At 74.7% G+C, this 24,479-nt stretch carries 25 protein-coding genes and 1 pseudogene; 7 read left to right on the top strand and 19 right to left on the bottom strand.

The features are described from left to right. Position 1: 1 nt before the first annotated feature. Positions 2-955 carry a hypothetical protein gene (locus AB0N17_RS25065; protein ID WP_366013699.1) on the top strand — a complete coding sequence of 318 codons (954 nt, stop codon included), beginning with the start codon at positions 2-4 and terminating at the stop codon, positions 953-955. A 37-nt stretch (positions 956-992) separates the two neighbouring features. Here the strand turns inward: AB0N17_RS25065 and AB0N17_RS25060 are convergent, their stop codons facing one another. Beyond that, positions 993-1,544 (bottom strand): GNAT family N-acetyltransferase, encoded by a 552-nt coding sequence (locus tag AB0N17_RS25060; RefSeq protein WP_366013698.1) that lies wholly within the window; start codon positions 1,542-1,544, stop codon positions 993-995. A 198-nt stretch (positions 1,545-1,742) separates the two neighbouring features. Here AB0N17_RS25060 and AB0N17_RS25055 point away from each other — a divergent pair, with 198 nt between their 5' ends. Further along, the gene (locus AB0N17_RS25055) at positions 1,743-1,898 is read left to right on the top strand and encodes a DUF6131 family protein (RefSeq protein ID WP_366013697.1); all 156 of its coding nucleotides are present in this window, start codon (positions 1,743-1,745) and stop codon (positions 1,896-1,898) included. A 117-nt stretch (positions 1,899-2,015) separates the two neighbouring features. Here AB0N17_RS25055 and AB0N17_RS25050 read toward each other — a convergent pair whose 3' ends face one another. Both AB0N17_RS25050 and AB0N17_RS25045 read right to left on the bottom strand, forming a co-directional pair. Continuing rightward, positions 2,016-2,729 (bottom strand): DUF2993 domain-containing protein, encoded by a 714-nt coding sequence (locus AB0N17_RS25050; protein WP_366013696.1) that lies wholly within the window; start codon positions 2,727-2,729, stop codon positions 2,016-2,018. A 117-nt stretch (positions 2,730-2,846) separates the two neighbouring features. Beyond that, entirely contained in the window at positions 2,847-4,253 is a 1,407-nt protein-coding gene (locus tag AB0N17_RS25045; RefSeq protein ID WP_366013695.1) for a hypothetical protein, read from the bottom strand. 113 nt (positions 4,254-4,366) lie between these two features. On the opposite strand from AB0N17_RS25045, the gene AB0N17_RS25040 reads away from it, so the two are divergent. After that, a complete protein-coding gene (locus AB0N17_RS25040) occupies positions 4,367-5,614 on the top strand; it encodes a molybdopterin-dependent oxidoreductase (protein ID WP_366013694.1) in 1,248 nt (415 codons plus the stop codon). A gap of 313 nt (positions 5,615-5,927) precedes the next feature. On the opposite strand, the gene AB0N17_RS25035 is transcribed toward AB0N17_RS25040, so the two are convergent. From AB0N17_RS25035 to AB0N17_RS25025, 3 genes are read right to left on the bottom strand one after another with little or no spacing between them, the layout of a single operon-like run. Further along, complete coding sequence (locus AB0N17_RS25035) at positions 5,928-6,752, bottom strand: class I SAM-dependent methyltransferase (protein WP_366013693.1); 825 nt, start codon at positions 6,750-6,752, stop codon at positions 5,928-5,930. Continuing rightward, a complete protein-coding gene (locus tag AB0N17_RS25030; protein ID WP_366013692.1) occupies positions 6,749-7,366 on the bottom strand; it encodes a DUF2064 domain-containing protein in 618 nt (205 codons plus the stop codon). Before AB0N17_RS25030 ends, AB0N17_RS25035 begins: the two co-directional genes overlap by 4 nt. Continuing rightward, positions 7,363-8,079 carry a glycosyltransferase family 2 protein gene (locus AB0N17_RS25025; RefSeq protein ID WP_366013691.1) on the bottom strand — a complete coding sequence of 239 codons (717 nt, stop codon included), beginning with the start codon at positions 8,077-8,079 and terminating at the stop codon, positions 7,363-7,365. Before AB0N17_RS25025 ends, AB0N17_RS25030 begins: the two co-directional genes overlap by 4 nt. A 104-nt stretch (positions 8,080-8,183) precedes the next feature. Here AB0N17_RS25025 and AB0N17_RS25020 point away from each other — a divergent pair, with 104 nt between their 5' ends. Then, positions 8,184-8,915, top strand: coding sequence for a response regulator transcription factor (locus AB0N17_RS25020; RefSeq protein WP_366013690.1), 732 nt, complete (start codon positions 8,184-8,186; stop codon positions 8,913-8,915). Positions 8,916-8,917: 2 nt separating this feature from the next. Next, complete coding sequence (locus AB0N17_RS25015) at positions 8,918-10,027, top strand: HAMP domain-containing sensor histidine kinase (protein WP_366013689.1); 1,110 nt, start codon at positions 8,918-8,920, stop codon at positions 10,025-10,027. Positions 10,028-10,494: 467 nt separating this feature from the next. Here the strand turns inward: AB0N17_RS25015 and AB0N17_RS25010 are convergent, their stop codons facing one another. The 3 genes from AB0N17_RS25010 to AB0N17_RS25000 all read right to left on the bottom strand — a co-directional run bounded on the left by AB0N17_RS25010 (position 10,495) and on the right by AB0N17_RS25000 (position 13,394). Further along, the gene (locus tag AB0N17_RS25010; protein WP_366013688.1) at positions 10,495-11,496 is read right to left on the bottom strand and encodes an NAD-dependent epimerase/dehydratase family protein; all 1,002 of its coding nucleotides are present in this window, start codon (positions 11,494-11,496) and stop codon (positions 10,495-10,497) included. Between the two features lie 132 nt (positions 11,497-11,628). Then, positions 11,629-12,348, bottom strand: a complete 720-nt coding sequence (locus AB0N17_RS25005; protein ID WP_366013687.1) for a hypothetical protein — start codon at positions 12,346-12,348, stop codon at positions 11,629-11,631. Positions 12,349-12,572: 224 nt separating this feature from the next. Then, positions 12,573-13,394 carry a glucose 1-dehydrogenase gene (locus AB0N17_RS25000; RefSeq protein WP_366013686.1) on the bottom strand — a complete coding sequence of 274 codons (822 nt, stop codon included), beginning with the start codon at positions 13,392-13,394 and terminating at the stop codon, positions 12,573-12,575. Between the two features lie 86 nt (positions 13,395-13,480). On the opposite strand from AB0N17_RS25000, the gene AB0N17_RS24995 reads away from it, so the two are divergent. Next, positions 13,481-14,332, top strand: coding sequence for a helix-turn-helix transcriptional regulator (locus AB0N17_RS24995; RefSeq protein WP_366013684.1), 852 nt, complete (start codon positions 13,481-13,483; stop codon positions 14,330-14,332). Further along, positions 14,329-14,490, top strand: a complete 162-nt coding sequence (locus tag AB0N17_RS24990; RefSeq protein WP_366013798.1) for a hypothetical protein — start codon at positions 14,329-14,331, stop codon at positions 14,488-14,490. The genes AB0N17_RS24995 and AB0N17_RS24990 overlap by 4 nt, the downstream gene beginning before the upstream one ends. Here the strand turns inward: AB0N17_RS24990 and AB0N17_RS24985 are convergent. The 10 genes and pseudogenes from AB0N17_RS24985 to AB0N17_RS24940 form a co-directional block, all read right to left on the bottom strand. Continuing rightward, positions 14,435-15,235, bottom strand: a complete 801-nt coding sequence (locus AB0N17_RS24985; protein ID WP_366013797.1) for a zinc ribbon domain-containing protein — start codon at positions 15,233-15,235, stop codon at positions 14,435-14,437. The two genes, AB0N17_RS24990 and AB0N17_RS24985, sit on opposite strands and share 56 nt — an antisense overlap. Before the next feature lie 459 nt (positions 15,236-15,694). Beyond that, positions 15,695-15,760 (bottom strand): annotated as a pseudogene (locus AB0N17_RS24980) (zinc-ribbon domain-containing protein); the annotation flags it as partial. A gap of 4 nt (positions 15,761-15,764) precedes the next feature. Further along, the gene (locus tag AB0N17_RS24975) at positions 15,765-16,328 is read right to left on the bottom strand and encodes a phage tail protein (protein ID WP_366013683.1); all 564 of its coding nucleotides are present in this window, start codon (positions 16,326-16,328) and stop codon (positions 15,765-15,767) included. Next, positions 16,325-18,283 carry a putative baseplate assembly protein gene (locus AB0N17_RS24970; protein ID WP_366013682.1) on the bottom strand — a complete coding sequence of 653 codons (1,959 nt, stop codon included), beginning with the start codon at positions 18,281-18,283 and terminating at the stop codon, positions 16,325-16,327. Before AB0N17_RS24970 ends, AB0N17_RS24975 begins: the two co-directional genes overlap by 4 nt. Continuing rightward, positions 18,283-18,705, bottom strand: coding sequence for a GPW/gp25 family protein (locus AB0N17_RS24965; RefSeq protein WP_366013681.1), 423 nt, complete (start codon positions 18,703-18,705; stop codon positions 18,283-18,285). The genes AB0N17_RS24970 and AB0N17_RS24965 overlap by 1 nt, the downstream gene beginning before the upstream one ends. After that, entirely contained in the window at positions 18,705-19,022 is a 318-nt protein-coding gene (locus tag AB0N17_RS24960; protein WP_366013680.1) for a PAAR domain-containing protein, read from the bottom strand. Before AB0N17_RS24960 ends, AB0N17_RS24965 begins: the two co-directional genes overlap by 1 nt. Positions 19,023-19,089: 67 nt before the next feature. Next, on the bottom strand, positions 19,090-20,913 hold the full coding sequence (locus AB0N17_RS24955; RefSeq protein ID WP_366013679.1) for a VgrG-related protein: 1,824 nt from the start codon (positions 20,911-20,913) through the stop codon (positions 19,090-19,092). Next, on the bottom strand, positions 20,910-21,632 hold the full coding sequence (locus AB0N17_RS24950) for a LysM peptidoglycan-binding domain-containing protein (RefSeq protein ID WP_366013796.1): 723 nt from the start codon (positions 21,630-21,632) through the stop codon (positions 20,910-20,912). The genes AB0N17_RS24955 and AB0N17_RS24950 overlap by 4 nt, the downstream gene beginning before the upstream one ends. After that, positions 21,629-22,054: a phage tail protein gene (locus tag AB0N17_RS24945; protein ID WP_366013678.1), complete on the bottom strand. Its 426-nt coding sequence runs from the start codon at positions 22,052-22,054 to the stop codon at positions 21,629-21,631. The genes AB0N17_RS24950 and AB0N17_RS24945 overlap by 4 nt, the downstream gene beginning before the upstream one ends. A 24-nt stretch (positions 22,055-22,078) precedes the next feature. Next, positions 22,079-22,522 (bottom strand): hypothetical protein, encoded by a 444-nt coding sequence (locus AB0N17_RS24940; protein ID WP_366013677.1) that lies wholly within the window; start codon positions 22,520-22,522, stop codon positions 22,079-22,081. Positions 22,523-24,479 lie beyond the last annotated feature (1,957 nt).

Raw genomic sequence — 24,479 nt, 5'->3', positions numbered from 1 at the left:
CATGCCGTTTCTTTCAAGCCGCCGCAGAAGACCCCGTCTCGCCCCGGAACTCGACGACCAGGACCTGGGCCGGCTCTTGAAGACTCTCCTGGCGACCACCAGGACCGGGACCATCGCCACCACGGACCTGTGCGTGGCGCAGATATCCCGCCTCCTGGCACAGGATCCGGGCGACTGGGACCGCCGTGGACACCGCATGGGTGTCCTCGCGGAGTACCTCGCCGGATCCCACCTGCCGCGCTCCTGGGCCACGCGCGAACCGCACAACGCGAGCGCACTGCTGCTGCACGCCTGGTCGCAGGTCGCCCAGGCGCGCACCGAGGGGCGGTTGGAGGACGCCGCCGGTGCCGCCCAGTGCTGTCTGAAGGCCGCCGACATCGTTCCGGAGGACCCCACCCCGTGGGTCGCCCTGCTGGAGGTGGCGCGCCTGGAACGCTGGGAACAGCCCCGTGTGTTCGGCGTGTGGAACGAGGTGCTCGCCCGCGACCGCTGGAACCGTGAGGCCTATCTGAGCATGCTCTCCTACCTCACCCCGGAGGAGGCGGGCTCACGCATCCAGGTGCTGGAGTTCGTGGACGCCCTGTGCGCGCGCATGCCGGCCAACGCGCCGTGCGCGGCCGTCGAACTCACCGCGCAGGTCTTCCAGTACCACACCATCCTCGGCCGGGGCGGCTTCGAGGCGCTGGTGGCCCGCAACCACTGGACCCGGCCGATGGCCGCCCAGGCCCTCGACCGCGTGGCACACACCTGGAGCCAGCCGGGCTTCCTGCGTCACGCCAAGGCGCTCGCCGACCTCAACCTCCTCGCCTACGCGCTGACGGCCGCGGACCGGCGGGGCGAGGCCCGGCCGCTGTTCGAGGCGCTCGGTGGCGTGGCCACCGCATGGCCGTGGCAGGCCGGCGGTGAGCCGCTGAGCGAGTTCGAGCAGGCGCAGCGGAGGGCGACCGGCCTGTGAGTGCCGCGAGGCCGGCTCGGTGACCGGTGCGCCGCCTTCACCGGGGTTCCTCCGCGTGCCCTGACCGGGTGCGCCATTCCTCTTCGAGGACGCCGAACACGAGGGAGTCCCGCCAGCCGTCCCGGATCAACCGGGTGTGACGCAGCTGCCCCTCACAGGTCATGCCCAGCTTGGTCAGCACCCGGGACGAGCCCACGTTGCGCGGGTCACAGGTGGCGTGGATCCGGTGGAGGGCCAACTCGCCGAATCCGTAGGCGAGAAGCTCCCGTCCGATCCGCGTCGCGATGCCCCGCCCCCACAGGCGCGGATGCACGACGTAGGCGATCTCGCCCTGGCGGTCGCGGGTACTGCGCACGTGCAGCTCGCCCATGCCCACGACGGCCCGGCCGAGGACGGCCGCGAAGGCGTGCCGGTGGCACGGGTCGTCCGACCAGGCCCCGGCCGCCGTGGCGACGAAGTCCCGCGTCTGCTCCTGGGTGTTCGGCCCCCACGGCTGGAACCGGCAGGCCTCGGTGAGCCGTGCCCACGCGTGTACGGCCGGCCAGTCCTGTGCGGTGATTCTGCGCAGTGTCACCGGTCTCTGGCTCATCGGGAGATCATGCCCCGGACGCGAGGGACCGGACCAGGGGGAGAGCGCCTCCCGGAGTGAGTCTCCGCCCGCCTCGACTGCGGTGCTCACGGAAAGTGCCGGATCCGTCACGGAAAGGATTTGGCCCCCTGCATGCACTTACCCGGCGGTTGGGGGCACCCGGAGAACAGGAGCATTGATATCGGCAGGAGGCACACCATGATCGCCCTCGGCATCATTCTGCTCGTGGTCGGATTCCTCACGGGCCTATCCATCCTCTGGACCATCGGCATCATTCTGCTCGTGGTCGGAGCCGTCCTCTGGCTGCTGGGATCCATGGGACACGCCGTCGCAGGCCGCCGGCACTACTGGTGATCTCGCTGCCGTACGACCTGCCCGCACCGATGTCGTCCGGCCCCCCGCTCCCGTCGCCCGCCGACGGGAGCGGAGTGAGAGGGCCCCGCACGGGCCGGGTCCGTCCACGGGTCCGTCTCACCTCACGAAGCGTGAGGCTCCGAGATTGACCAGATGACCGACCATCCCGACCTCCACGCCGTCCGGCGTGGACCGGGCCGAGGTGAAGCCGACGTTCTCCGGGAGACTCACCCGCCAGCTGGCGGCAGCCTGTTGGGCGCCGGGAACGGTCAGGGAGATCTCGTCGCCCTGGGCGAGGAACGTGCCCGTGCCGTTCCGGTCGGTCCCGCCGGCCGCACCGGTGATCCTGACGCGGGCGGCCTGTCCCTGTGACCCCGGGGCCTGCGAGACCTTGACGGGGCCTGCGGTGCGCCCGATGCGCGACAGCACGCCGGACAGCTGGTCGTACGTCAGGAACAGCGAGCCGGTGGCCAGGTCCGCCTCGGCGTCGCGGGCGGTCAGCGAGGTCACGTGCACGTGCTGCAGGTCGAGGGAGAGCTTCTCGACGGTGAGATAGCCGCCCTGGGCGTTGCTCGTGGTGTCCACGGTGAACTTCCCGGCCGACAGCTTGACGTCGTCGAAGTCCTGCGCGAACGCCTGGGTGAGGAACGGGAAGCCCTCGATCGACACGTCCAGATGTCCGTCGGTGGTGTTGCCGTAGTCGTACTTCTCCCTCGCGAGCTGTGTGACCTCTTTGTCCGCGTAGTGCACGGCGACACGGTCGGCGACCGTGAAGAGCACGGCCAGCACCACGACCGTGATGGCCAGCACCTTGACCCAGCGACGTCTCATGACCGCTTCCCCCGTTCCCTGAACTGATCATGCACACGATCAGCGTGCGATCCCTGATCATGCACGCTCCGAGCGCTGGGGAAAAGTTACGGCCGTGCCGCACCCGGCCGGCCGCCGTCACCAGCCGGTCAGCAGCAGGTGGTTGAGGAGGAGGGCGAGCACGGCCTGGGCGGTGAGCCACACGCGGGGGCGGGGGAGCAGCGCACAGGCCGGGAGCAGCCACAGGGCGAAGGGGAGCCAGATGCGTTCCGTCTCGGCCTTGCTCATGCCGGACAGGTCGGCGATCAGCAGGGCGAGCAGAGCGGTGAGGACCAGGACCGCGAGGCGCGCGGGTGCGGCGGCGGGACCGGGGCTGGGCGCGCCACGGAGCAGGATCGGGTTCCCCGCCGTGCCGCGGAACCGGATCGGGTTTCCCTCCGTGCCGCGTGGCCGGACCAGTTCGGCTGCCGTGCGTCCCAGGCCCGCCGCCGTGGCCGGGCCGGTGATGAGCACGGTGCAGGCGAGGTTGGCCCACACCCAGTAGCCGTAGGGACGGATGCCGCCCACTCCCTGGTTGTAACGGACGACGAGGAGGCGGTAGGCGTGCCACCAGTCGAAGCCGGCGAGCGTGAACAGCGCGGGCAGCACGGCCAGTCCGGCGAGCAGCGGCACCAACAAGGTGGGGCGGGCGCGGAGTCCCGGCCGGCCGAGCACGAGGACCGCCGCGCCGATCAGGGCGAAGAGCGTGAGGCCGTAGGAGAGATAACAGGTCAGGCCGAACAACAGCCCTGAGGCCGCCGCCCAGCACCAGGAGCCCCGCGTCACGGCCCGTGCCAGCAGGGCCACGGCCCAGGCGGCGACGGCCGCGAAGTAGCCGTCGGCGGACGTGCCCTGCCACACCGCGGCCGGGGCCAGGACCAGGAAGGGGGCGGCCCGCCGGGCGAGGCTCTCGTCGGCCAGCGCGCGGATCGCGGTCAGGACCGCCACGCAGCCCGTCGCGCCGACCGTGATGCACCACATCCCGGCCCAGCCGCCGCCATGCAGCCCGATCCGGTCGAGCAGGACGAAGGTCAGGGTGGCGGCCGGGGGATGGCCGGCGATGTGGGCGGGCCAGGGGGCGGGGGTGCCGCTGACGATGTGGTGGGTGAAGTCCCGCAGGGTGGCCGGGATGTCATGGAAGCGGCCGATGACCTGGAGGTACTCGTTGCGGGTGGTGAGCCTGCCCGCGATGCCCCGGTGCCAGCCGTCGACCAGCGCGAGCGAGAGGATCCAGGCCAGCGCGGTCGCCCAGGCGGCGGGGAGCAGCGCCCGCCAGGGGAGGCGGGCCGCGACGGCGGGGCCGTACGCCACGGTGGCCGCCGCCACCGCCAGGGCCGCCGGGGTGCCGGGGCCGACGTGCGGGTCCCATTCGGCCAGCACCGGTGGCCAGTGCACGAACAGCGTGCGGCGGGTGTCCTGGATGTGGCGGCCGACGACGACGGCCGCCGTCACGAGGAGGGCGGCGGCGCCTGCGGCGACGAGGTCGCGGCGGAGGGAGCGGGTCACAGCGGAACGCTAGGCCGAGAGGCCGGCGCCGGGCCGCAGTCCGGGCCGGACGTCAGCGTTTCGTCATGGGTCGGGCAGCGCTGTCCGGGCCCCGCGCGGCCTACGGTCGGGGCATGCGCGACCATCCCCGGCTTCCCACGTCACCCGGCTTCTGGCGCAGCCCGCTGCGCGGCCCCTGGTTCACCTCGGTGCTCGGCCTCGTCCTGTTCGCCGGCATCACCGTGCTCTTCGTGACCGGTCTGCTGTCGTACGCCGCCTACAACCCGGACCTGTCCCCGGTGAACGACCAGACCCCGGACAAGGGCCTCCTCGGCTTCTACCTGTTCGCCTGGCCGACCGGCCCGGTGTGGCTGTACCGGCTCACCCAGGGCGTGCACGTCGGCCTCGGCATCGCCCTGATCCCCGTCCTGCTCGCCAAACTGTGGTCGGTGGTGCCGAAGCTGTTCGCCCTGCCGCCGGCCCGCTCCGTCACCCACGCGCTGGAGCGGATCTCGCTGCTGCTGCTGGTCGGCGGCGGACTGTTCGAGTTCACGACCGGGGTGCTCAACGTCCAGCTGGACTACGTCTTCCCGGGCTCCTTCTACCCGCTGCACTTCTACGGGGCCTGGGTGTTCTTCGCCGCGTTCGTGGCCCATGCCGTGCTCAAGACACCGGCCGCCCTGCGCACCGTACGGTCGCGCAGGCCGGACCGCACCGCACCGGAACCCGACCTCCTGGTCTCCCCGCGTCCCGACCCGCCGACCGTCTCCCGGCGCGGCGCGCTGGGCCTGGTCGGCGCCGGCTCGCTGCTGCTCCTCCTGACCACGGTCGGGCAGAGCCTGGGCGGCCCGTTCCGCCGTACGGCCCTGCTCGCGCCGCACGGCACGGCCGAGCCCGGCGGCGGGCCGAACGGCTTCCAGATCAACAAGACCGCCGCCTACGCCGGGATCACCCCGGCCGACGCCCACGAGGACGCCTGGCGGCTCGTCGTCACCGGCCGCACCGGCACCGTCCGGCTCAGCCGCGCCGAACTGCTCCGTCTGCCCCAGCACAGCGCGTCGTTGCCGATCGCCTGCGTGGAGGGCTGGTCGACCGCCGACCAGTGGTGGCGCGGGGTGCGGCTGCGGGACCTCGCGGCGCTCGTCGGGTACGACGGTGATCCGCCGGACGTGTTCGTGGAGTCCCTGCAGCGGCACGGCGCCTTCCGGCACGCCGCCCTGCGCGCCAACCAGGTGGCCGACCCGCGCGCCCTGCTCGCCCTCCACGTCAACGGCGAGCCCCTGTCCCCCGACCACGGCCACCCGGCGCGGGTCATCGTGCCCGCGGCCCCCGGTGTGCTCAACACCAAGTGGGTGGCCCGGCTGACGTTCGGAGAACTGTGATGCCGCGTCGCGTCCCGGTCGGCAGTCCCTTCCAGCTGCTGCTGCTCGCCTGCTCGTTCGCGCTCGCCGGCTACGCCGGGGTCCGGCTGTTCGCCGGTGACCCGACCGGTGTGGCCCTGTGGATCGTGGGCGCGGCCCTGCTCCACGACCTCGTCCTGCTGCCGCTGTACGCGGTGCTGGACCGGGCGGCCGTCCGCGGCCTCGGGGCGGCCGGCCGGCGCACCTGGACGCCGTACGCGCGGGTGCCTGCCGCCCTGTCCGGGCTGCTCCTGCTCGTCTGGTTCCCGCTCATCAGCGGCATGGTGGACCAGCGCTACCGGTCGGCCACCGGACTGTCCCCGGACGGCTTCCTCGCGCGCTGGCTGCTGATCACCGCCGTCCTCTTCGGCGGTTCGGCGCTGCTGCTCGCCGTCCGGCTGCGCAGGGCCACGAAGCGCCGGTCGCCGGCCGTCCACTGACCGGCCGTCCACTGATCCGCCGTCCACTGACCGGTCGTCCACTGATCGGTCGTCCACTGATCGGCCGGCCGCCATCCGGCCCGGACCGCGAGCCGCAGCAGGGCCGGCGTGCCGATCCGTGCCCACGGGAACGGGTCGCCCGGCGCGGCCCGGTCGTGGGCGACGTCGACGACCTGCACCAGGGTGCGTTCCTCGATGTCCACGGGCGCCGTCTCGGCGAGCAACAGGCCGCCGGGGCGCAGGATCCGGGCGATGCGCCGGAGCAGGGCCCGCGGGTCGCCGCCGATCCCCACGTTGCCGTCCATGAGCAGCACGGTGTCCCAGCGGCCCTCGCCGGGCAGCGGCTCGAAGACCGAGCGGCGCAGCGCCGGGCAGCCGAGCCGTGCCGTCTGCTCCACGGCGGCCTCACTGACGTCGATGCCGAGCGCGGTACGGCCCCGGGCGGCGAGCTCCGCCACCAGCCGGCCCGGCCCGCAGCCGACATCGAGGACGGCGCCCTCGCACCGGTCCAGCACCGCCCGGTCGACCGCGTCGGCCCGTGCGCACCAGCGCTCCACCTCCAGCGGCAGCAGCCAGCCGTCGGTACGGCGCAGAAACAGCGGGCCCCGGCCGGTGCGCAGCGCCGCGGAGTAGGGGTCGGCGGCCGCCCAGGCCGGGCGGGCGGCAGGCGCGGTGCTCATCGCGGGGTGACCGGCGTACAGCGCGCCAGCCGGGCCGCGAACCGGCCGTTCGGGGCCAGCGCGGCGACGGCACGGGCGTCGGCGGCCGTGTCCACGTCCCGCAGGCAGGGCAGGTCGCGCACCCGCAGCCCGGCGGCCACCAGCCGCCGCCGCTGCACGGCCCCCGTCACCGGCGTCGACATGGGCACGCCCCGCAGCAGCGCAGGGTCGGGCGCGGCCAGGCCCAGGGCCCAGAAACCACCGTCCTGCGCCGGACCCAGGCAGGCGTCGCAGTCCGTGAAGTCCACGGCGAGCAGGTCCGGTGTCACCTGCGGGGTGTCCATGCCGATCAGCAGGGCGGGTCCGGAGCAGTGTGCGAAGGCGTCCGCCAGCCGCTCGTCCAGCCCGCCCGCGCACTGCGGCAGCACCTCGAAGCCGGGTGGCAGCCAGGAGCCGGCGGCACCGTCGAGGACGAGGACGCGCCGGGACGCGGGGGCGGCGGCCACGGCGCGCAGGGTGTCGGCGAGCGCCGCCTCCGCCAGCTGCGCGGCCTGCTCCGGGCTGAACGGCGGGGTGAGCCGCGTCTTGACCCGCCCCGGGCGCGGCTCCTTGGCGATGACGAGGAGTGTGGTCACCGTACGGCCCTCCCGGCTGCCCGGGGCCCGGCGGCGGGCGGTTCGGCCAGGACGCGGCGCATGTCCCGCACCGCCTGCCAGGTGCCGCGCCAGGTGCCGGTCACCTTGGACGCACCGGTGCGCGGCAGATACGGCACGTCGTGCTCGGTGATCCGCCAGCCGGCGTCGGCGGCGCGGACCACCATCTGCAGCGGGTAGCCGCTGCGCCGGTCGGTGAGGCCGAGCCCGAGCAGCGGCTCGCGGCGGGCGGCGCGCAGCGGACCGAGGTCGTGCAGCCGCAGCCCGGTGCGCCGGCGCAGCATCCGCGCGAGCGCGAGATTGCCGGCCCGGGCGTGCGCGGGCCAGGCGCCCCGGCCCTGCGGGCGCCGCCGGCCGAGCACCAGGTCGGCCTCGCCCGCCCGGACCTCGGCGGCGAACGGCACGAGGAGCGCGGGGTCGAGGGAGGCGTCGCAGTCGCAGAAGCACACGACGTCGCCGGTGGCCGCGGCCAGTCCGGCGTGGCAGGCGGCGCCGAAGCCGCGCCGCGGCTCGTGCACCACGGTCGCGCCCAGCGCACGCGCCACCTCGCTGGAGCCGTCGGTGGAACCGTTGTCGACGACGATGGCGCGCCAGCCGGCCGGGATCCGGGCGAGCACCCAGGGCAGGGCCTCGGCCTCGTTCAGGCAGGGCAGCACCACGTCGACGTCCGATGAAGGGGTCGTCACGGGTTTCACCCTACGAACGCGAATCAGGCATACCGGACCAGTGCTCCTTACGAAACGCGGACGCCGTACCCACCGGCACGCCGGGCGCGGACCCGCGGTGCGAGGCTGGAGGCATGCAACAGCCCTACGAGCCCCACCCGGCCGACGCCGCCGACGGGGCGGCCCGGGTCCTCGTCGTCGACGACGACCCGACCGTCGCCGAGGTCGTCGCCGGCTACCTGGACCGGGCCGGATACCTGGTCGACCGCGCCGAGGACGGCCCGACGGCCCTCACCCGCGCCGCCGCGCACCGGCCCGACCTGGTGGTCCTGGACCTGATGCTGCCCGGCATGGACGGCCTGGAGGTGTGCCGGCGGATGCGGGACCGGGGACCGGTGCCGGTCATCATGCTCACCGCCCGCGGCGACGAGGACGACCGCATCCTGGGCCTGGAGGTCGGCGCCGACGACTACGTCACCAAGCCCTTCAGCCCCCGCGAACTCGTCCTGCGCGTGGAGTCGGTGCTGCGCCGCAGCCGCCCCGCCACCGGCGGCCACCGGCTGGCGGCGGCCGGTCTGACGGTCGACCCCGACGCCCGCAGGGCCACCAAGAACGGCGGCGAACTCGGCCTCACCCTGCGGGAGTTCGACCTGCTCGCCTTCTTCCTGCGGCACCCGGGACGGGCGTACAGCCGCGAGGACCTGATGCGCGAGGTGTGGGGCTGGGACTTCGGCGACCTGTCGACCGTCACCGTGCACGTCCGCCGGCTGCGCGGCAAGGTGGAGGACGACCCGGCGCGGCCCCGCCTGATCCAGACGGTGTGGGGCGTCGGCTACCGCTTCGAGCCCGGTACGGCGGTGGGCTGACCGTGCGCGACACCCTCCTCATCGTCCTGTACGCCTTCGCCGGCGCCGCCGCCACCGGGCTCGCCGGAGCCGGTGTGCTGCGCCTGATCCGGCGGCGCTCGCTCATCGCCTCGCTCGCCGTGGTCGCGGCGGTCGGCGTGGTCGCGATGCTGGCCGGAACGCTCGCCGTCGCGTGGGCGATGTTCCTGTCCCCGCACGACCTGAGCGTCGTCACCACGGTCGTCGCCATGGCGGCCGTGGTCTCTCTGGTCACCGCGCTGCTGCTGGGCCGCTGGGTGGTCGCCCGCAGCCGTGAACTCACCGACGCCGCACGGTCGTTCGGCGACGGCGGTGCCTTCGCCGCGCCGCACGGTCCGGCCACCGCCGAGCTCGAGGCGCTCAGCCGTCAGCTGGCCGCGACCAGCGCCACGCTCGCCGAGTCCCGCGAGCGGGAGCGGGCGCTGGAGACCTCCCGGCGGGAACTGGTCGCCTGGATCTCGCACGACCTGCGCACCCCGCTGGCCGGGCTCCGGGCGATGTCCGAGGCGCTGGAGGACGGTGTGGCCGCCGACCCCGACCGCTACCTGAAGCAGATCCGCACCGAGGTGGAACGGCTCAACGACATGGTCGGAGACCTCTTCGAGCTCTCCCGCATCCACGCGGGCACGCTGCCCCTGAGCCCCTCCCGGATCTCCCTGTACGACCTGATCGGCGACGCCCTCGCGGGAGCCGACCCGCTGGCCCGGGAACTCGGGGTGCGGCTCGTCGGCGACCGGGTCGAGCCGGTGCCGGTGGAGGTGGACGGCAAGGAGATGAGCCGCGTGCTGGGCAACCTCCTGGTCAACGCCATCCGTCGTACCCCGCCCGACGGCACGGTCGCGGTCGCCGCCGAACGCACCGACGCGGGCGTGGTGCTGTCCGTCACCGACGGCTGCGGCGGCATCCCCGAGGAGGACCTGCCGCGGGTCTTCGACACGGGCTGGCGCGGCACCGACGCCCGGACGCCCCCGGCGGGAGCGGGCCTCGGCCTCGCCATCGTCCGGGGCATCGTGGAGGCCCACCGGGGCCGCGCCGAGGTCCACAACATCCCGGGCGGCTGCCGCTTCGAGGTAACCCTGCCGACGGCACCGTAACCGCGCTCACGCGATCGGTGGCCGTCCCGGCCCGCGTGCCGCTCGGGGGTGATGGTGGCGGCGGCTTCTGGCTGCGCTCACGCGATCGAGCCCGGCCCGCGTGCCGCTCGGGGGTGATGGCGTCGGCGGTCCCTGGTCGCGCTCATGCGTTACGGAGCGCGGCCCGTGTGGCGCTTGGAGGTGATGGTGGCGGTGGCTTCCGGCCGGGCCCACGGGAGCCCGGCTCGTGCCACTTTGGCGGTGACGGTGGCGGCGGCCTCTGGTCGCGCTCATGCGTTCCGGGGTCCGGCTCGTGCCGGTCGGGGGTGTTGGTGCGGCGGCTTGTGGTCACGCTCACGCGATCGGGAGCCCGGCCCGCGTGGCGCTTGGGGGTGATGGTGGCGGCGGTCCCTGGTCGCGCTCATGCGTTACGGAGCGCGGCCCGCGTGGCGCTCGGAGGTGACGGTGACGGTGGCCCCCGGTCGCGCTCACGTGTCCCGCAGGCCGGCTCGGGCGAACTCACGCATGCCCTCGGTGAAGCCGGTCCGCGGCTTCCAGCCCAGTGCGGCCCGCAGCCGGGAGGAGTCGGCGGTGATGTGCCGTACGTCCCCCAGCCGGTACTCCCCGGTGACCACGGGCTCCGGGCCGCCGCAGGCGTCGGCCAGCGCCCGCGCCATCTCCCCGACGGTCCGGGGCTCGCCGCTGCCGGTGTTGTACGCGGTGAGGGCGCCCGGTGCCGCCTCGGCCTCCAGCGCCGCCACATTGGCCGCCGCCACGTCCCCGACGTGCACGAAGTCCCGGCGCTGCCGCCCGTCCTCGAACACGCGCGGAGCCTCGCCCCGGGCGAGCGCGGAGCGGAAGAACGAGGCGACCCCGGCGTAGGGGGTGTTCCGGGGCATGCCGGGCCCGTACACGTTGTGGTAGCGCAGCGACACCGCCGAGCCGCCCGTACAGCGGGCCCAGGCGGCGGCCAGGTGTTCCTGGGCGAGCTTGGTCGTGGCGTACACGTTGCGGGGGTCGGCCGGGGCGTCCTCACCGACCAGCCCGGGTGAGAGCTGCTCCCCGCACTCCGGGCAGCGCGGCTCGAACCGTCCCGCGTCCAGGTCGGCCACGGCCCGCGGGCCCGGGCGTACGACACCGTGGCGTGGGCACGTGTACCGGCCCTCGCCGTAGACCACCATCGAGCCGGCCAGCACCAGGCGCCGTACCCCCGCCTCCGCGAGGGCGGCGAGCAGGACGGCCGTGCCCAGGTCGTTGCGCGAGACGTACTCCGGCGCGTCGGCGACACCGTCGCCGAGCCCGACCATCGCCGCCTGGTGGCAGACGGCGTCGACACCGGCCACCGCCCGGGCGACCGCCTCCGCGTCGCGGACGTCGGCGCGGGGGTCCGCGGCGACGTCGTACACGAGCGGCTCGTGCCCGCTCTCCCGCAGCGCCGTGACGACGTGGGACCCGATGAAACCGGCACCGCCGGTGACCAGTACGCGCATACGGCCACGCTAGACGCGGACGGCCCGGCCGCCACGGGACGCGGCGGGCACGTCATCACTCGGTAAGGGACGGCCGCGCGGCGGTCGCCGGCCGCCGGGCCCGAGCGGGTGCCGGGCCCGACGGAGCGGGGATCAGCCCTGCTGGGTCTTCAGGCCCTTGACCGACGTCACGATCTCGGCGGCGAGCTTCTTCGCGCTCGCGGCGCCGTTGTCGCCGCCGTCCGTGGACAGCACGCTGACGACGGCGGTGCCCACCCGGGCGGCGATCAGCGTGGTGCCGTTGGTCCAGGTCGGGTCGGTCAGGGTGATGGTGTACGCCTGGTCCCCGAGGCCGGGGGTCGAGGCCCCGGTGACCTTCACCTTGCTCTTGGTGTCGGTGTCCGTGTAACCCGGGCAGGCGGCGACGACCTTGGCCAGGCCCTTCATCACCTCCGCCGACGCCGAGCCGCGGTAGACGTCGATCTCCTGGTCGAGTTCGGCGGGGATCTTGCCGTCGGCGTACGAGTTCTGCGCGAACGACACCCCGTCGATCCCGGTCAGGCCGATCCACCCCGTGGAGCCGAGGTTCGCGCACTTCGGCTTGGCGGCGCTCTTGGTGGTCTGGGTCTGGTACGAGTCCCCGGTGTCCCGGCTCATGCTCGCGTCGAGGGCGAACGACGAGGGGAAGGACGACGCGGGCGCCAGGGCCTTCTTCAGCTGCGTGCCCGTCGGCAGGCCCGCGTCGGGGTTCTTGGCCTTGCTGGATGCGGCCGTGTCTTTGCCGGAGTCGCCGGAGCCGGAGGAGCAGGCGGCCAGGGCCAGCGGGAGAGCCGCTACGGCGAGCACCTTCAGGGCACGGGAGGGGAGACGCATCGGATTCCTTGTCGGAAAGGTCGCACGGTGCCACGCCGGATGGGGGGTGGGGCCGTGCGCACCGTTGCGTTCGCGGGTGCGCCGGAGGCCGGGCGGCAGGCCCGGATGATCACGAGCCGGGCCTGACCATAGATCGTTTCAGGACACGAAATGATCACTTATCACTCATGAATCGGCAAAGTCGCTGTCATTCGGCTATGGATTTACTCTCTCTTGGTGAACGCTCAGGCCCGTGCGCCGCCGTCCACGCGCAGCACCGTGCCCGTCACGAAGGAGGACCGGTCGCTCAGCAGCCACGCCGCGGCCTGGGCGATCTCCTCGGGATCGGCCGCCCGGCGCAGCGGAGTCAATGCCGTGAGCCGGTCCTGCAGGCCGGGCGACACCGACTCCCAGGTCCGGATCATCTCCGTCAGCGTGTTGCCGGGCGCGATCGCGTTCACGCGGATGCCCTCGGGGCCGTAGGTGACGGCCGCCGACTCCGTCAGGCTGTTCACCGCCCGCTTCATCGCCCCGTATGCGGGCAGCTCCGGGTTGCCCCGCAGGCTGCCGACGGACGAGTTGTTGACGATGGCGCCCGTCCCCGCGGTGGCCCGGATCGCGGCGACCTCGGCGGCCATCGCGAGCCAGACGCCCTTCAGATTCACCGTGTACACGCGGTCGAACTCGGCCTCCGAAAGCTCGTCCAGGGGGCCCGGCGGCTGGATCGTCGCCCCGTTGTTGAAGGCGATGTCGAGCCGGCCGTACAGCTCCACGGCCCGGTCCACGGCGGCGCGCACACTCCCGGCGTCGGCCAGGTCGCACACGACGTGGTCGGCGGTCCCGCCCGCCGCCCGCACCTCCTCGGTCACGGCCTTCAGCTGGGCCTCCGTGCGGGCCGCGAGCAACACCCGCGCTCCCTCCCGGGCGAACAGCCGTGCCGCGGCGGCGCCGATCCCCCGCCCGGCCCCGGTGACGAAGGCGGCCTTCCCGGCCAGCAGGCCCGGCGGTGTCCCCGGCGTCCGGGCGGTGTCCGGGGCTCGCGAGGTGTCGTTGCGTATGTCGTCCATGGCGGTGAGCCTGCTCCCGCGCGCCGGGCCCAGCCAGGCACCGGCAGTACCTGGATGGCACCGCGGAACATCCGCACACTGGGCCTGTGGACAAAGCAGAACTGGCGGCCTTCCTGCGCAGCAGGCGGGAGCGGATCGGCCCCGCCGACGTCGGCCTGCGCGCCGGTCCGCGCCGCCGCACACCGGGGCTGCGGCGCGAGGAGGTGGCGCTCCTGGCGTTCATCTCGACCGAGTACTACACGCGGCTGGAGCAGGCGCGCGGCCCGCGCCCGTCCCGCGAGGTGCTGGCCGGGCTGGCCCGGGCGCTGCGCCTGTCGGACGCCGAACGCGACCACCTCCACCTCCTGGCCGGCGCCCCACCGGACCCTCCGCCCGGCCCGCCGCGCGAGGTCCGGCAGAGCATCCTGGACCTGGTGCACCGGCTGCCGCGGTCGGCGGTCTTCGTGACCTCGGCCATGCTGGAGGTGCTCGCCTGGAACGAACTGGCGGCGGCCCTCATGGAGGACTTCTCGGCCCTGCCGCGCCGCGACCGCAACCTGGCCCGCCGGGTCATCCTCGGGCCGCACCCCGACGGGCGCCGGCTGTACGGGGTGTCCGACGCCGACGCGTTCGCCCGCCACGCGGCCCGGCGGCTGCGCAGGACCGCCGCCCGCTACCCCGAGGACCCCGAGGTGACCGGACTCGTCCGGGAACTGCGGGACGGCAGCGAGGAGTTCGCCCGGCTCTGGGCCGCCCACGACGTGGACGCGGGGCCCGCGCTGTGCAAGACGTTCCAGCACCCGCTGGTCGGGCCGGTCACCGTCAGCTGTGACGCCCTCGACGTCGCCGACCGGGACCAGCAGGTGGTGATCTACACCGCCGTGCCGGGCTCCCGGTCCGAGGAGGCACTGCGCCTGCTGTCGGTCGTCGGCACCCAGCGCATGGACGCGCCCGGCTGAGTCGCACCCGGCTGAGTCGCGCCCGGCTGAGTCGCACCCGGCTGAGCCGTGCCCGGCTCAGCCGCCCCGGCCGGGGCGGCAGCCGGGGTGTCCGCCGGGGTGTCAGCCGCGTTGGAAGAACTCCACCTCGGCGAGCGCGACATGACGACCCGCCGTGAGCCCCGTGACCGACCGCAGCACCAGCCGCACGGTCACCACGTCGTCGATCCCGGTGGCCACCGTCTGCGGTCCCGGCTTGTCGCTGAGACCGATCGTTCTGCGGTGCACGCTGCCGTCCGCCGAGGTGACCTCCAGATCCATCCCGAGAGCGCGGGCCTCACGGGCGTACTCCTCGGGTTCCTTCGACGCGCCGTTGGTGATGATGAGGTCGACCATCCGGAACGGCTTGGCGAAGGTGTACGTCACCGAGGCACCCGCCCCCGGCGCGCCCCAGTACCGATTGCTGAGGCCGTCCGTCGTGTTCGTCACCGGATGCCCCGGGACCTGCGCGCCGGCCCGCACGCCCACCGGGGTGACGGCCTTGGCGTCGCCGAGCTTGTCCCGGGTGTCCTCGAACAGGGCCCGCCCTGCGGGCAGCAGGAGGAACGCGGCCACGGCCAGCGCCACGACCACGGCGAGGGTCACCAGGAGCCGCACCGGCCGCCCGGAGCCCGCCCGCACCCGGCGCCGGAACGGCCAGACCGTCCGCCACCACGGCAGCGGGGCGCGCTGCGCCGCCGGGGTCAGCGGGCTCGCGCAGCGGCGGCAGAACCGGCGGCCCGGCTGGTTCGGCGTGCCGCACACCGGGCACGGCGGCCCGGACACCTCCTCGCGCGCCGCCACAGGGCGTACGACGGGCCGGGGAGCGACCGGCTTCGCGGGCCGCACCGGCGCCACCGGCTCGGGCTGCGGCGGTTCCGGCACCGGGGGAGCAGCCGGCCGAGGGCCCGTGAGACCCGCGGCCGGGGACGCCGGGGGCGCGGCGCGCCGCTCCGGGCCACCGGCGGTGCGGTCCGCGCTCTCCTCGACGGGTGCGTCGGCGCCCGGGGCCGATGCGGACGCGGACGCGGATGCGGATGCGGATGCGGACGCGGATGCGGATGCCGAAGCCGATGCCGGGCCCGTGGCCGAAGCCGATGCCGGGCCCGTGGCCGGAGCCGGAGCCCGCGCCGGACCGGCCTGGGGCTCGGGCGGCCCGTCGCCCGGCGCCGCTCCGTCCCCGGCCTGCCGTGTCGTAGCCGGTGCCGCATCCCCCGAAGCCGGACCGCGCCCGGCGGGCGGCGGCACGGCCGCCTCCGGAGCGCCGGTCGGCCCGGCCGGCACCTCCGCAGCGGCCGCGGGGGCGGAGGCACCGCGGCCGCCCTCCGACCACCCCAGGTACGAGCCGCAGTTGCTGCAGAAGTCGTCGTCGGGCTCGTTGGACGCCCCGCACACGGGACAGGCGCGCACGACGTCACCCCCTTCCGTCGGCGGGCGGGCCGGGCAGGACCTCCACCCGGCACGAGACGTGCACCGGACACAGCGAACGGACCATCTCCCGGACCCGGCCCTCGTCCACCCCCGGGTCGCGGCCCGGCCACACCCGGACCACCACCTCCCCGGACGGCCCGGGCGGCAGATCGGCGCCCGCGGTGCGGGACCACACCGCCCCGCCGTCGTCGGCCACATCGGCGTTCACCCCGAGCGTGAGGCGCAGCCGCTCCACCAGGCCGCGCCGGGTGCCACGCAGACGGTGCAGCTCCACCGCCCGTACGACCGCCTCGCGACGCAGCTCCGCGGGCCACCCGGCGTCGTCGGCGGCCCCCACCCACGACGCCAGCCAGGCGACGAAGTCGAGCGGCGCCACCCGCGGGTCGAGATAGGCGGGCAGGCTGTCGAGGGTCGCGAACACCGGCGCGAGGACCGTGTCCAGCCCGGCGGTGAACCGCTGCGCGAAGTCGTCGTCGGCGTACAGCGCGGGCAGCAGCCCGCCGATCGGGTGCCGGCTCGCCAGGCCGGGTACGGCGGCGCGGCTCATGCCCGGTCCTGAGGCGCGAGGGGCTGTACGACGACCTGGTGCTGGTACGAGAACACCAGCGCCCCCGCGCCCACGTCGATGCGGTCCACCGGCGTGCCGCGCCGGCCGGTGACCGGGTCGGCGGCGAACAGCCGGATCTCCTCCACCAGGGCGTTGCCGGTGGCGCGTTGCAGCAGCCCGAACACCTCCCCGTACTGCACCGGCCGCCCGAACGGCCACCCGGTGCCGTCCGGCCCGCCGTGCAGCGGGTTGAGGTACCGGAACAGCGCGGCGAGCGCCGCGTCCCGCACCCGGTCGGTGTCCTCGGGTGCCGCGCCGAGCCGGGCCACCACCGTGACCCCCTGGTACACCGGCGGCTCCACCACCAGCCGGGTCCCGATCAGCCGCCGTTCGTCCAGACTGCCGGTGATCGCCGAGAGCACCTGGTCGGAAGGGATCAGCTGCTCGAACCGGAGCCGGTCGCCGTCGTCGGCCACCGCGTCCGGCACCACCAGCACCCGCACCGCGCCCGCCGCGCCACCGGCGGGCAGACACCGCACCCGGCGCACCGACGGGGCCGCCTGCCGGGCGAGGATCTCGTAGTCCTCGGCCGTCACCGCCCGCTCCTGCATCCGCAGCGCGTCCGGGGCCCGCAGCTTGGCGTTGGCGAGCGTCTCGCCGTCCACCCCGCCGCGCGCCGCCTCCCGGTTGGTGACCCGCGCGACGTACGGCACGGAACTGCGCAGCACCGAGATCGCGCCCCGGGCCACGTTGCCGGCCGGGCCGCCGCCGGTGCGATAGCGGGACACCCGGATGTGGGCTCCCTTCTCCGGCACCGCCCCGCACGGCCGCAGCGTCCCGTCCGGCTCGCGCAGCGCCGGCGGAAAGCCGAACTCGCCGGTGGTCGCGTCCACCCGGACGTGCCGGTCGCCGGGACCGGAACGGCCGAAGTGCTCCACGACGGTCCAGCGCTGCCAGCCGTCCGCCGAGGAGACCTCCACCACCGGCGGCTCGCCGTCCAGCAGCACGGGCGGACGGCTGAGCCGGAACGACTGCCCGGGCACCCCCTCCGACGTGCCGAGCGGTACGTCCGTGACGGTCTCGGCGTGCTCGACGGCCATGGTGCCGCCGACCGTGAACACCGTCGCCTCACGCACCGTCGGGGACTCCGAGTAGAACGGCTGGCCCGGCTCCGGCTCGGTCACCCGGCAGCGCAGCCAGCCCGCCCGCGTGCCACCGATCACGGACGCGGTGTGCCCGGCCGGCACGTACACGATCACCTCGCCGGGCCGGTTCAGCCCGCCCGTGGTGTCCGGGCCGCTCTCGCACGACTGCCAGCGGCCGCCGTCCCACGCCTCCCACACCAGCGGCGGCTGACGCGGGTCCACGCCGACGCCCTCCACCCGGCTGTCCAGACGCACGGCGACCACGCAGCGCGGCACCGCCGTGGGCAGTCCGAACAGCAGCGCGTCACCGGGCTCGGGGGCCGCCTGGAAGCACCGTACGTCCCGGCCCTCGGCGAGTTCACCGGTGCGGTCGGACTGGTCACCGGTCCGGGGCGCGGTCACCAGCCGCATCAACTCACTGGGCACGATGCGCAGTTCGTCCGTGGTCGCGAACACCACGGGTTCCTCGGTCTCGCCGTCGGCGGTGGTCACCTCGGTGCCGACGGGCAGCGTCACCGTGTCCGGCTGCGGCGCCGACAGCCAGAAGTCGACCTCGGCCCCGGCCGCCGCGGGCGGGAACAGCCGGATGCCCAGCAGGTCGAGGAACGCCGTGTAGTGCTTGTCCGGCACCCGGTTCAGCCGGTACAGCAACTGGTCGACGAGATAGGCGAACGTCTCGATCAGGGTCACGCCCGGGTCGGAGACGTTGTGGTCGGTCCACTCCGGGGCGCGCTGCTGCACGTACCGCTTCGCCTCGTCGACGAGTTGCTGGAACCGCCGGTCGTCCAGGTTGGGGGAGGGCAGGGCCATCAGTTCGCGACCGCTTCCTCGGCCCCCTCCTCGGAGGGGATCGTGTAGAAGGGAAACACCAGATTGCGCCGGTCGTTGGTGGAGCGGACCGTGTAGTGCACGTCGATGTAGAGGGTTCCGGCGTCCACCGCGTCGAAGGCCACCACCACGTCGTCCACCCCGATCCGCGGCTCCCACCGCTCCAGCGCCTCGCGCACCTGCTGGGCGATCCGTCCGGCGGTGGCCCCGTCACCGGGCGCGAAGACGTAGTCGTGGATGCCGCAGCCGAACTCCGGCCGCATCGGGCGCTCACCGGGCGCGGTGCCCAGGACCAGCCGGATCGCCTCCTCGATCTCCCGCTCCCGCTCCACCAGGGCGATCCCGCCGGTCGGCCCGACCCGCAGCGGGAACGCCCAGCCGCGTCCGATGAACCGTTCGCTCATCACACCCCGCCGATCTGCACGTTCAGGGCGCCGATCTGGATCGTGGCGCCGCAGGTGGTGTTGTCGCCCGCCCGCGCGGCCGGCAACCCGCCGATGAGCACCTCACCGGAGAGCAGCCCGGCCGGGTTGGGCATGACCACATTGCCCGGGCCCAGGGCGGCGTGCGGCGGCACCACACAGGTGTGCAGGCTGCCCACGACGGCGGCGGGACGGCCGCCGATCAGCACACGCGCCACCGCCGTGGCGGCGCCGGGCGGCGGGGTCGCGATCACGCCCCCATGGCTGGTGGGGTCGCCGGTACGGGCTGCGCCGGGCATGAGACGGACTCCTCGAAACGGAAGGCGGCCCTCAAGGACCTTGTACGACATGGAAAGTGATGAACTGTCAATTGATGCGCACGAGATCCGCCTTCAGCACTCCGAGCAGGCCGCCGTCGAGCGTGAGGTTCGTCCGACCCGTGACGCTCACCGACCGGCCGCCCACCGTGACCGCGTTGGTGCCGTCGATCTCCACGGTGCCGCCCTTCACGCTGACCTTGCCGGTCTTCGCGTCGAGCGTGATGCCCCGGCCGTCCATCACCACCGAGGACAGCGCCCGCCGGCCGCCGGCCGCGTACACCGTCAGCTCCAGGCGGTTGTTCCGGTCGTCCAGCAGCACCTCCAGCCGCTCGTCCGCGGTGCGCAACCGCACGCCGGACGGCCCCGCCGGAGGATCCAGCAGCTCCAGCCGGTGCCCCGAACGCGACACCACCGAACGGCGGTTGACCTTGCCGCTGGTGCCGTCCACGAGGGGCACGTCGTGCTTCGAGGGCCGGTCCACGCCGTTGTACAGGCCGCCGATGACGTACGGGCTGTCCAGCAGGCCCTGTTCGAAGCCGACCAGCACCTCGTCGTTGACCTCGGGGCTGACCACACCGCCGCCGCCCTTGCCGCCCCACTGCACCGTACGCACCCAGTCGGTCACATAGGTGTCGTCCAGCCAGGGGAACTTGAGCCGGACCCCGCCGCTCTGCGCGCCGCCCGGTTCCCGCACGTCCGTCACCACGCCGATCGCGAGGCCCGGCATCCGCGGCCCGCGCCCGGGCGCGTTCGCACCGGTCACCAGGCCGGCCAGTGAGCGGTCCGGACTGGCGCTGACCCACACCGTGGTCCGGTAGCCGCCGTGCGGCTCCAGGCTGTGCTGCACCGCCGTCGCCGTGTACCGGCCGGAGAACGCGGGCCCCACGTTGCCGAGCGCGACCGGCCGGCCCGCCCGCAGCCGCGGGTTGCCCTCGGCCACGGCCTCCAGCTCGCCGAACCCGGCGCTGACCTGTGCGGCCAGGGCATCGGCGACCGCCGTCGTCTCCGCCTGGGTGCGGTACGGGGTGTCCGTCACCGTCAGCTTCGCCGACCTCCCGAACCGGGCCCCCGACGCGGGGGACAGACCCGGCAGCACGGTGTCGCCGGTCACCGACTGTTTCCGGGCCACCAGCGGCGTCTTGGTGGTGGCGTCCCAGCCGCGCACCTCGACCTGGGACGCCCCGTCCGCCGCCGACAGCGCGGCCCGCAGCGCCAGGAGATTGCGCCCGTACTCCAGCACCATCGGACTCTGCGTCGCCGGCGTCGACGGCGCGGGCGCACCGGAGGCCTTCTCCGGCCTGGTGAACTGCAGCACGCCCTTGTCGTCCACCCGCACCAGCGCACCGCTCTCGCCCGCCAGGAACTGCAGGAAGTCCCAGTCGGAGACATTGGCCTGCGACAGCTGCTTGTAGGTGACCGGCGCCGCCTCCACCTTCCCGCACGGCAGCCCTGCCCCCGCGGCCACCTTGCGGACGATGGCGGCGGCCGTCATGTTCCGGTACGCCACCACCTTCCGGCCGCGCTGCAGCCGGTGGGCCACCGAATAGGCCCGTACGACGGTGAACGACCCGGTGGAGTCCCGGTCGATCTCCACCGCGGTGACCTCGCCGCTGAACAGCCGCTCGCGCGCCTGCCCGGCGACGGTCACCACCGACACCCGCAGCGGCGTGCCGAGCGTGATCCCGGTCGACTTCAAGAACTCGTGGTCGGGATCGCGATAGGTGAGCACGGCGGCGTCCGGCAGCCCCACGTTCTCGTCCACCACGCAGCCCACCAGCTGCGCCGCCCAGATCCGCGGCAGCTCGCCCGGCGCCTCCACGACGGGGTCCGCCGCGAAGGACCGGCCGCCCCGCGCCTCGGGTGTCGTCACCGCTCCTCCTCACCGCCCGCGTCCCCGAGCGCCGGCACCACCAGTTCGGTGCCGGGCACCAGGGCCATCGGGTCGTCGATCCCGTTCGCCTCCGCGATGGACCGCCACGCCGTCGCGTCGCCGTACTCCCGCCAGGCCAGCAGCGCCAGGCTGTCCCCGGCCACCACCGTGTGCGTGCTGCGGGCCGTGCGCGCGCCCGACGTCGGGTTCTGCCCCGGCGGGTCGACGCTCGCCTCCGCGACCGACAGCGCACAGGTCGCCCGCAGCGGCTTGCCGTCCACGTCGAAGAGCGTGTACGTCACCGACAGGCTCGACAGCACCCCGTCGAACGACGTCGTCCGGGCGGTGCCCCACTCGAACCGCACCCAGGGACTGGCCGGCTTCTTCCGCGCCAGGCTCGCCGGGGTCGGCACACAGGCCTTCATCAGCTTCTCCACCGCCTGTTCGACCGAGTTGTCATGGGTCGAGGTGGCGTCGAGGAAGACCTCCAGAGTCAGCTCCCGCGGCCCGCTGCCGACGAACTCGGGCAGCGCCGACTGCCCCGCCATCCGCGAGGGGCTGCGCCGCCACTCGGTGGTCTTGCGCAGCTGGAGCGAGGTCGGGTTGAACTGCAGGTTCAGCCGCGCGATCGTGCCTCCGGGCTTCGCGCCGACGGCCGCGGGGGGCTCCTTCAGGGTCAGCTGGGCCCTGGCCACGCTGGTACGGACGCCGGCCATCAGGAAGGCCTCAGTCCCTCGTGGGCGATCTCCAGCGTCTCCACCGCCGCCTGCGAGGAGGACGGGTCGAACGACGGCCCCTGCCAGCGCACCGGCACGATGCCGAGCACCTGCCAGCTGATGATCCGGGTCAGATCGGGTTTCAGGGCCACGATCTCCCCGTCCTTGGGCTCCACGCGCCGCAGCGTCTGGTCCAGCCAGCGGGCGATCTTCGCCGTGTCGGCGGTGACCGGCCGGGTGAGCGTGATGTTGGACCAGGTGACGCGGCCCGGCAGCTGCCAGGTGAAGCCGTTGTTGCCGCCTTCGGCGTAGCTCTCCATCTCCACCTCCGCTCCCATGCCGGAGCAGGTGTGGAAGGCCCCCAGGTCGTTGCCGCCGATCGCGAGCCGGAAGAACACGCTCGTCGCGAAGATGCTGTCCGTCATCGGTTGGTCATCCGTTCCATGTCCTCAGCGCCGCCCGTCGTACGGGCGGCCCGCGCGTTCCCGGCCGCGCCGCAGATCGGCGCGGAGCAACCGGGCCATCGGCTCCAGCAGGCGCCGCGCCAGCTCGTCCAGGTCGATCCCGGGCTCCTGCGCCGTCCCCGCCGGAGCGGAGGCCGACCGCTGCCGCCCCCGCGGGGGCGGGGCCTTGTCAGGCACCTGGTCGGGCACGGCACCGCCACCGGCTCGCTGCACCGCGCGCTGCACGACCGGCACCGCCGGGCCGGCGCCCCGCTCCGCAGCCGCCGTCGCCGGCGTCGTACGACTCGCCCGGACCACCGGCACGGGCGGGGCGCCGGGCGCCGGGTCGAACGGCCGGTCCTGGAGCGGGGGCCCCTGCGGATCGGACAACGGCAGCGAGTGCGGCGCCGAGGCCACGCCACCACCGGCGGCGGTGCGCTGGACGGACATGTGCGGCCGAACGACGGGAACGGCCCGCTGCGCGTGCGCCGAACTCGCGATTGGGGAGGCGGAGTTGTGCACGCCCCCTGAAGGTGCCGCACCTGACGCGGCCCGCTGCGCGTGCGGCATTCCGGGACGTGGCCCACGGACGGCCGGGGACGCGCCCACGGCGGGGTCCGGTTCTTCACGGCGCCAGGTCGCGGCGACGACGGGACGTCCGGCCGCGCGGGTTCCCGTGGGGGGCGCGACGCCTTCCGGCGCACGGGTGTTGACGGTGAGCGGACGCGCGGCGAGCAGCGCGAGCGTAGGCGGTGCGGACTCCTCCGGCGCTGCCGGGAGAGGCAGGCGCTGGATGACACCGGGCGCCTGTGCGCCGGCGGCACCAGGACCTGGGCGGGCACCGTCGACAGCCCGGGCCGGGACCACCGGCCCGGGTCCGTACGGTCCCGCGCCGCTCGGTGCCGTGGCCGCACGGAACGGCGCGCCGCTTCCGCCCGTTGAAGGCCTGGCGCGATCCGCCGTGCCGACCCGTGCCGAGGCCTCCGGGGGCGCGGAGACCCGGCCCGTCGGAGACGCCGGCTGTTCCTGCGACGGCGCGACGCGCTGTACGAGAGGGCCCGTTGCGGCCGCGCCGGAAGGCGCCGGAGCCGGGCCCACCGGGGAGACGAGGGGGGTCGCGGGGACGGGCGGGCCGCTCGCCGCCGGGGCCGAAGTCGTCTGCACTGCGGGGGAGTCGCTGTTCGCACCGGAGGCGCCGGTGTCCGGCGTGCCCAGCAAGGGTGCGGTGGCAGGCGTGGGGCCGGAAAGGGGGCCCGGTGTGCCGGCTGCGGTGCGGTCCGGGCGTGCGGGGTTGCGCTGGATGTCGGGGAGGGCCGCTCGGCCGGCGGAGCCTGCCGGACGGGACGCGTCCGCGGTCGACGGCAGTGGCGGAAGAGGCGCCCCCAGGCCGCCGCGGCCACGGGCGACGGGCTGCCGGGGCAGGTCCGCGGTGGACGGCAGCGCGGGCAGCGGCGCGCCGAGACCACCCCGGGCACGGGGGCCGGACGGCCCGGGCCGGGTGCCCTGACCAGGCGGCTCGGGAGCGGTCTGCGCGGTGTCGGTCGCTGCGGTTGCCCGGGGCGGGGGTGGTGTGGCGCTCGCGCCGGCCGGGCCCGGTGCGGGACCGGCACCGGACGCTTCCGACTGACGCTGCACGATCGGCAGCGCCGGTTCCGTCGTCGGGTGTGCGTCGCCGCCCGGACGGGGGGTGCCCGGTCCGGGCGCCGTCAACGGCCTGGCAGTGGAGGGAAGTTCGGGTAGCGGTGTCCCCAGCGGCGCCCGGCTGCCAGGACGTGCCGGGTCGGCCGTCCGCTGTACGGGAGGTGCGGGGTCCGGCGTCCGCTGTGCGGGAGGTGCGGGGTCCGGCGTCCTCTGCACGGGAAGTGCGGGGTCCGGCGTCCTTCGCACGGCAGGCGCGGGGTCCGTGGCCCGTGGCCCCGGAGTCTCGGCGGCGGGGCGAGCGGCCGCGTGGTCGGGGCGCAGTGCCGCTATCCGGCGTACCGGTGCGGCCGTCCGGCGGGCCACGGTCAGTGAAGTGCCCGGCGTCCGGGGCCGGACGGCGCGGGGGCCGAAGGGCTCCGAGGCGTGTACCGGAGAGGATCCGTGGGGTGCCGCGCCGTCCGGATCCCGCCGCGGCGACGCGGGGCGCGCGGTCGTACCGGGGCCGGAAGCGGTCCGAGGCGCCGGACCCTCGCCCGCCCGGAGGGGCACCACGGCGATCCGTCGTACCACCGGCAGCTCCGGACCGGGCGCCGCCGGGCGTGCGGCGCCCGCGGCGGACCGCTCGACGCCCGCCTCGGACGCGGCGGCCACGAGGGGACCGGCGGCCACCAGGGGATTGACGGTCATGCGGGGTTCGGCTGCGACGGAGGGACGGCCGGGCGGCGTCACAGCCGCTCGCTGCACGGACGGGGGCGCGGCGGGGCCC

Origin of the sequence: Streptomyces sp. NPDC051133, from assembly GCF_040682635.1 — a bacterium.
Taxonomy (GTDB): Bacteria; Actinomycetota; Actinomycetes; order Streptomycetales; family Streptomycetaceae; genus Streptomyces.
Note: the sequence above shows the minus strand (reverse complement) of the source record. Positions and strands in the feature narration are given on the sequence as shown.

Excerpts from the sequence above, each read along its gene's own strand:
- AB0N17_RS25020 (WP_366013690.1), top strand. The coding sequence starts at position 8,184 with ATGCAACAGCCCTACGAGCCCCACCCGGCCGACGCCGCCGACGGGGCG.
- AB0N17_RS25005 (WP_366013687.1), bottom strand. The coding sequence starts at position 12,348 with ATGCGTCTCCCCTCCCGTGCCCTGAAGGTGCTCGCCGTAGCGGCTCTC.
- AB0N17_RS24965 (WP_366013681.1), bottom strand. The coding sequence starts at position 18,705 with ATGAGCGAACGGTTCATCGGACGCGGCTGGGCGTTCCCGCTGCGGGTC.
- AB0N17_RS24975 (WP_366013683.1), bottom strand. The coding sequence starts at position 16,328 with ATGAGCCGCGCCGCCGTACCCGGCCTGGCGAGCCGGCACCCGATCGGC.
- AB0N17_RS25055 (WP_366013697.1), top strand. The coding sequence starts at position 1,743 with ATGATCGCCCTCGGCATCATTCTGCTCGTGGTCGGATTCCTCACGGGC.
- AB0N17_RS24940 (WP_366013677.1), bottom strand. The coding sequence starts at position 22,522 with ATGTCCGTCCAGCGCACCGCCGCCGGTGGTGGCGTGGCCTCGGCGCCG.
- AB0N17_RS25035 (WP_366013693.1), bottom strand. The coding sequence starts at position 6,752 with ATGAGCACCGCGCCTGCCGCCCGCCCGGCCTGGGCGGCCGCCGACCCC.
- AB0N17_RS25010 (WP_366013688.1), bottom strand. The coding sequence starts at position 11,496 with ATGCGCGTACTGGTCACCGGCGGTGCCGGTTTCATCGGGTCCCACGTC.
- AB0N17_RS25000 (WP_366013686.1), bottom strand. The coding sequence starts at position 13,394 with ATGGACGACATACGCAACGACACCTCGCGAGCCCCGGACACCGCCCGG.
- AB0N17_RS24970 (WP_366013682.1), bottom strand. The coding sequence starts at position 18,283 with ATGGCCCTGCCCTCCCCCAACCTGGACGACCGGCGGTTCCAGCAACTC.
- AB0N17_RS24960 (WP_366013680.1), bottom strand. The coding sequence starts at position 19,022 with ATGCCCGGCGCAGCCCGTACCGGCGACCCCACCAGCCATGGGGGCGTG.
- AB0N17_RS24945 (WP_366013678.1), bottom strand. The coding sequence starts at position 22,054 with ATGACGGACAGCATCTTCGCGACGAGCGTGTTCTTCCGGCTCGCGATC.
- AB0N17_RS25065 (WP_366013699.1), top strand. The coding sequence starts at position 2 with ATGCCGTTTCTTTCAAGCCGCCGCAGAAGACCCCGTCTCGCCCCGGAA.
- AB0N17_RS25060 (WP_366013698.1), bottom strand. The coding sequence starts at position 1,544 with ATGAGCCAGAGACCGGTGACACTGCGCAGAATCACCGCACAGGACTGG.
- AB0N17_RS25040 (WP_366013694.1), top strand. The coding sequence starts at position 4,367 with ATGCGCGACCATCCCCGGCTTCCCACGTCACCCGGCTTCTGGCGCAGC.
- AB0N17_RS25050 (WP_366013696.1), bottom strand. The coding sequence starts at position 2,729 with ATGAGACGTCGCTGGGTCAAGGTGCTGGCCATCACGGTCGTGGTGCTG.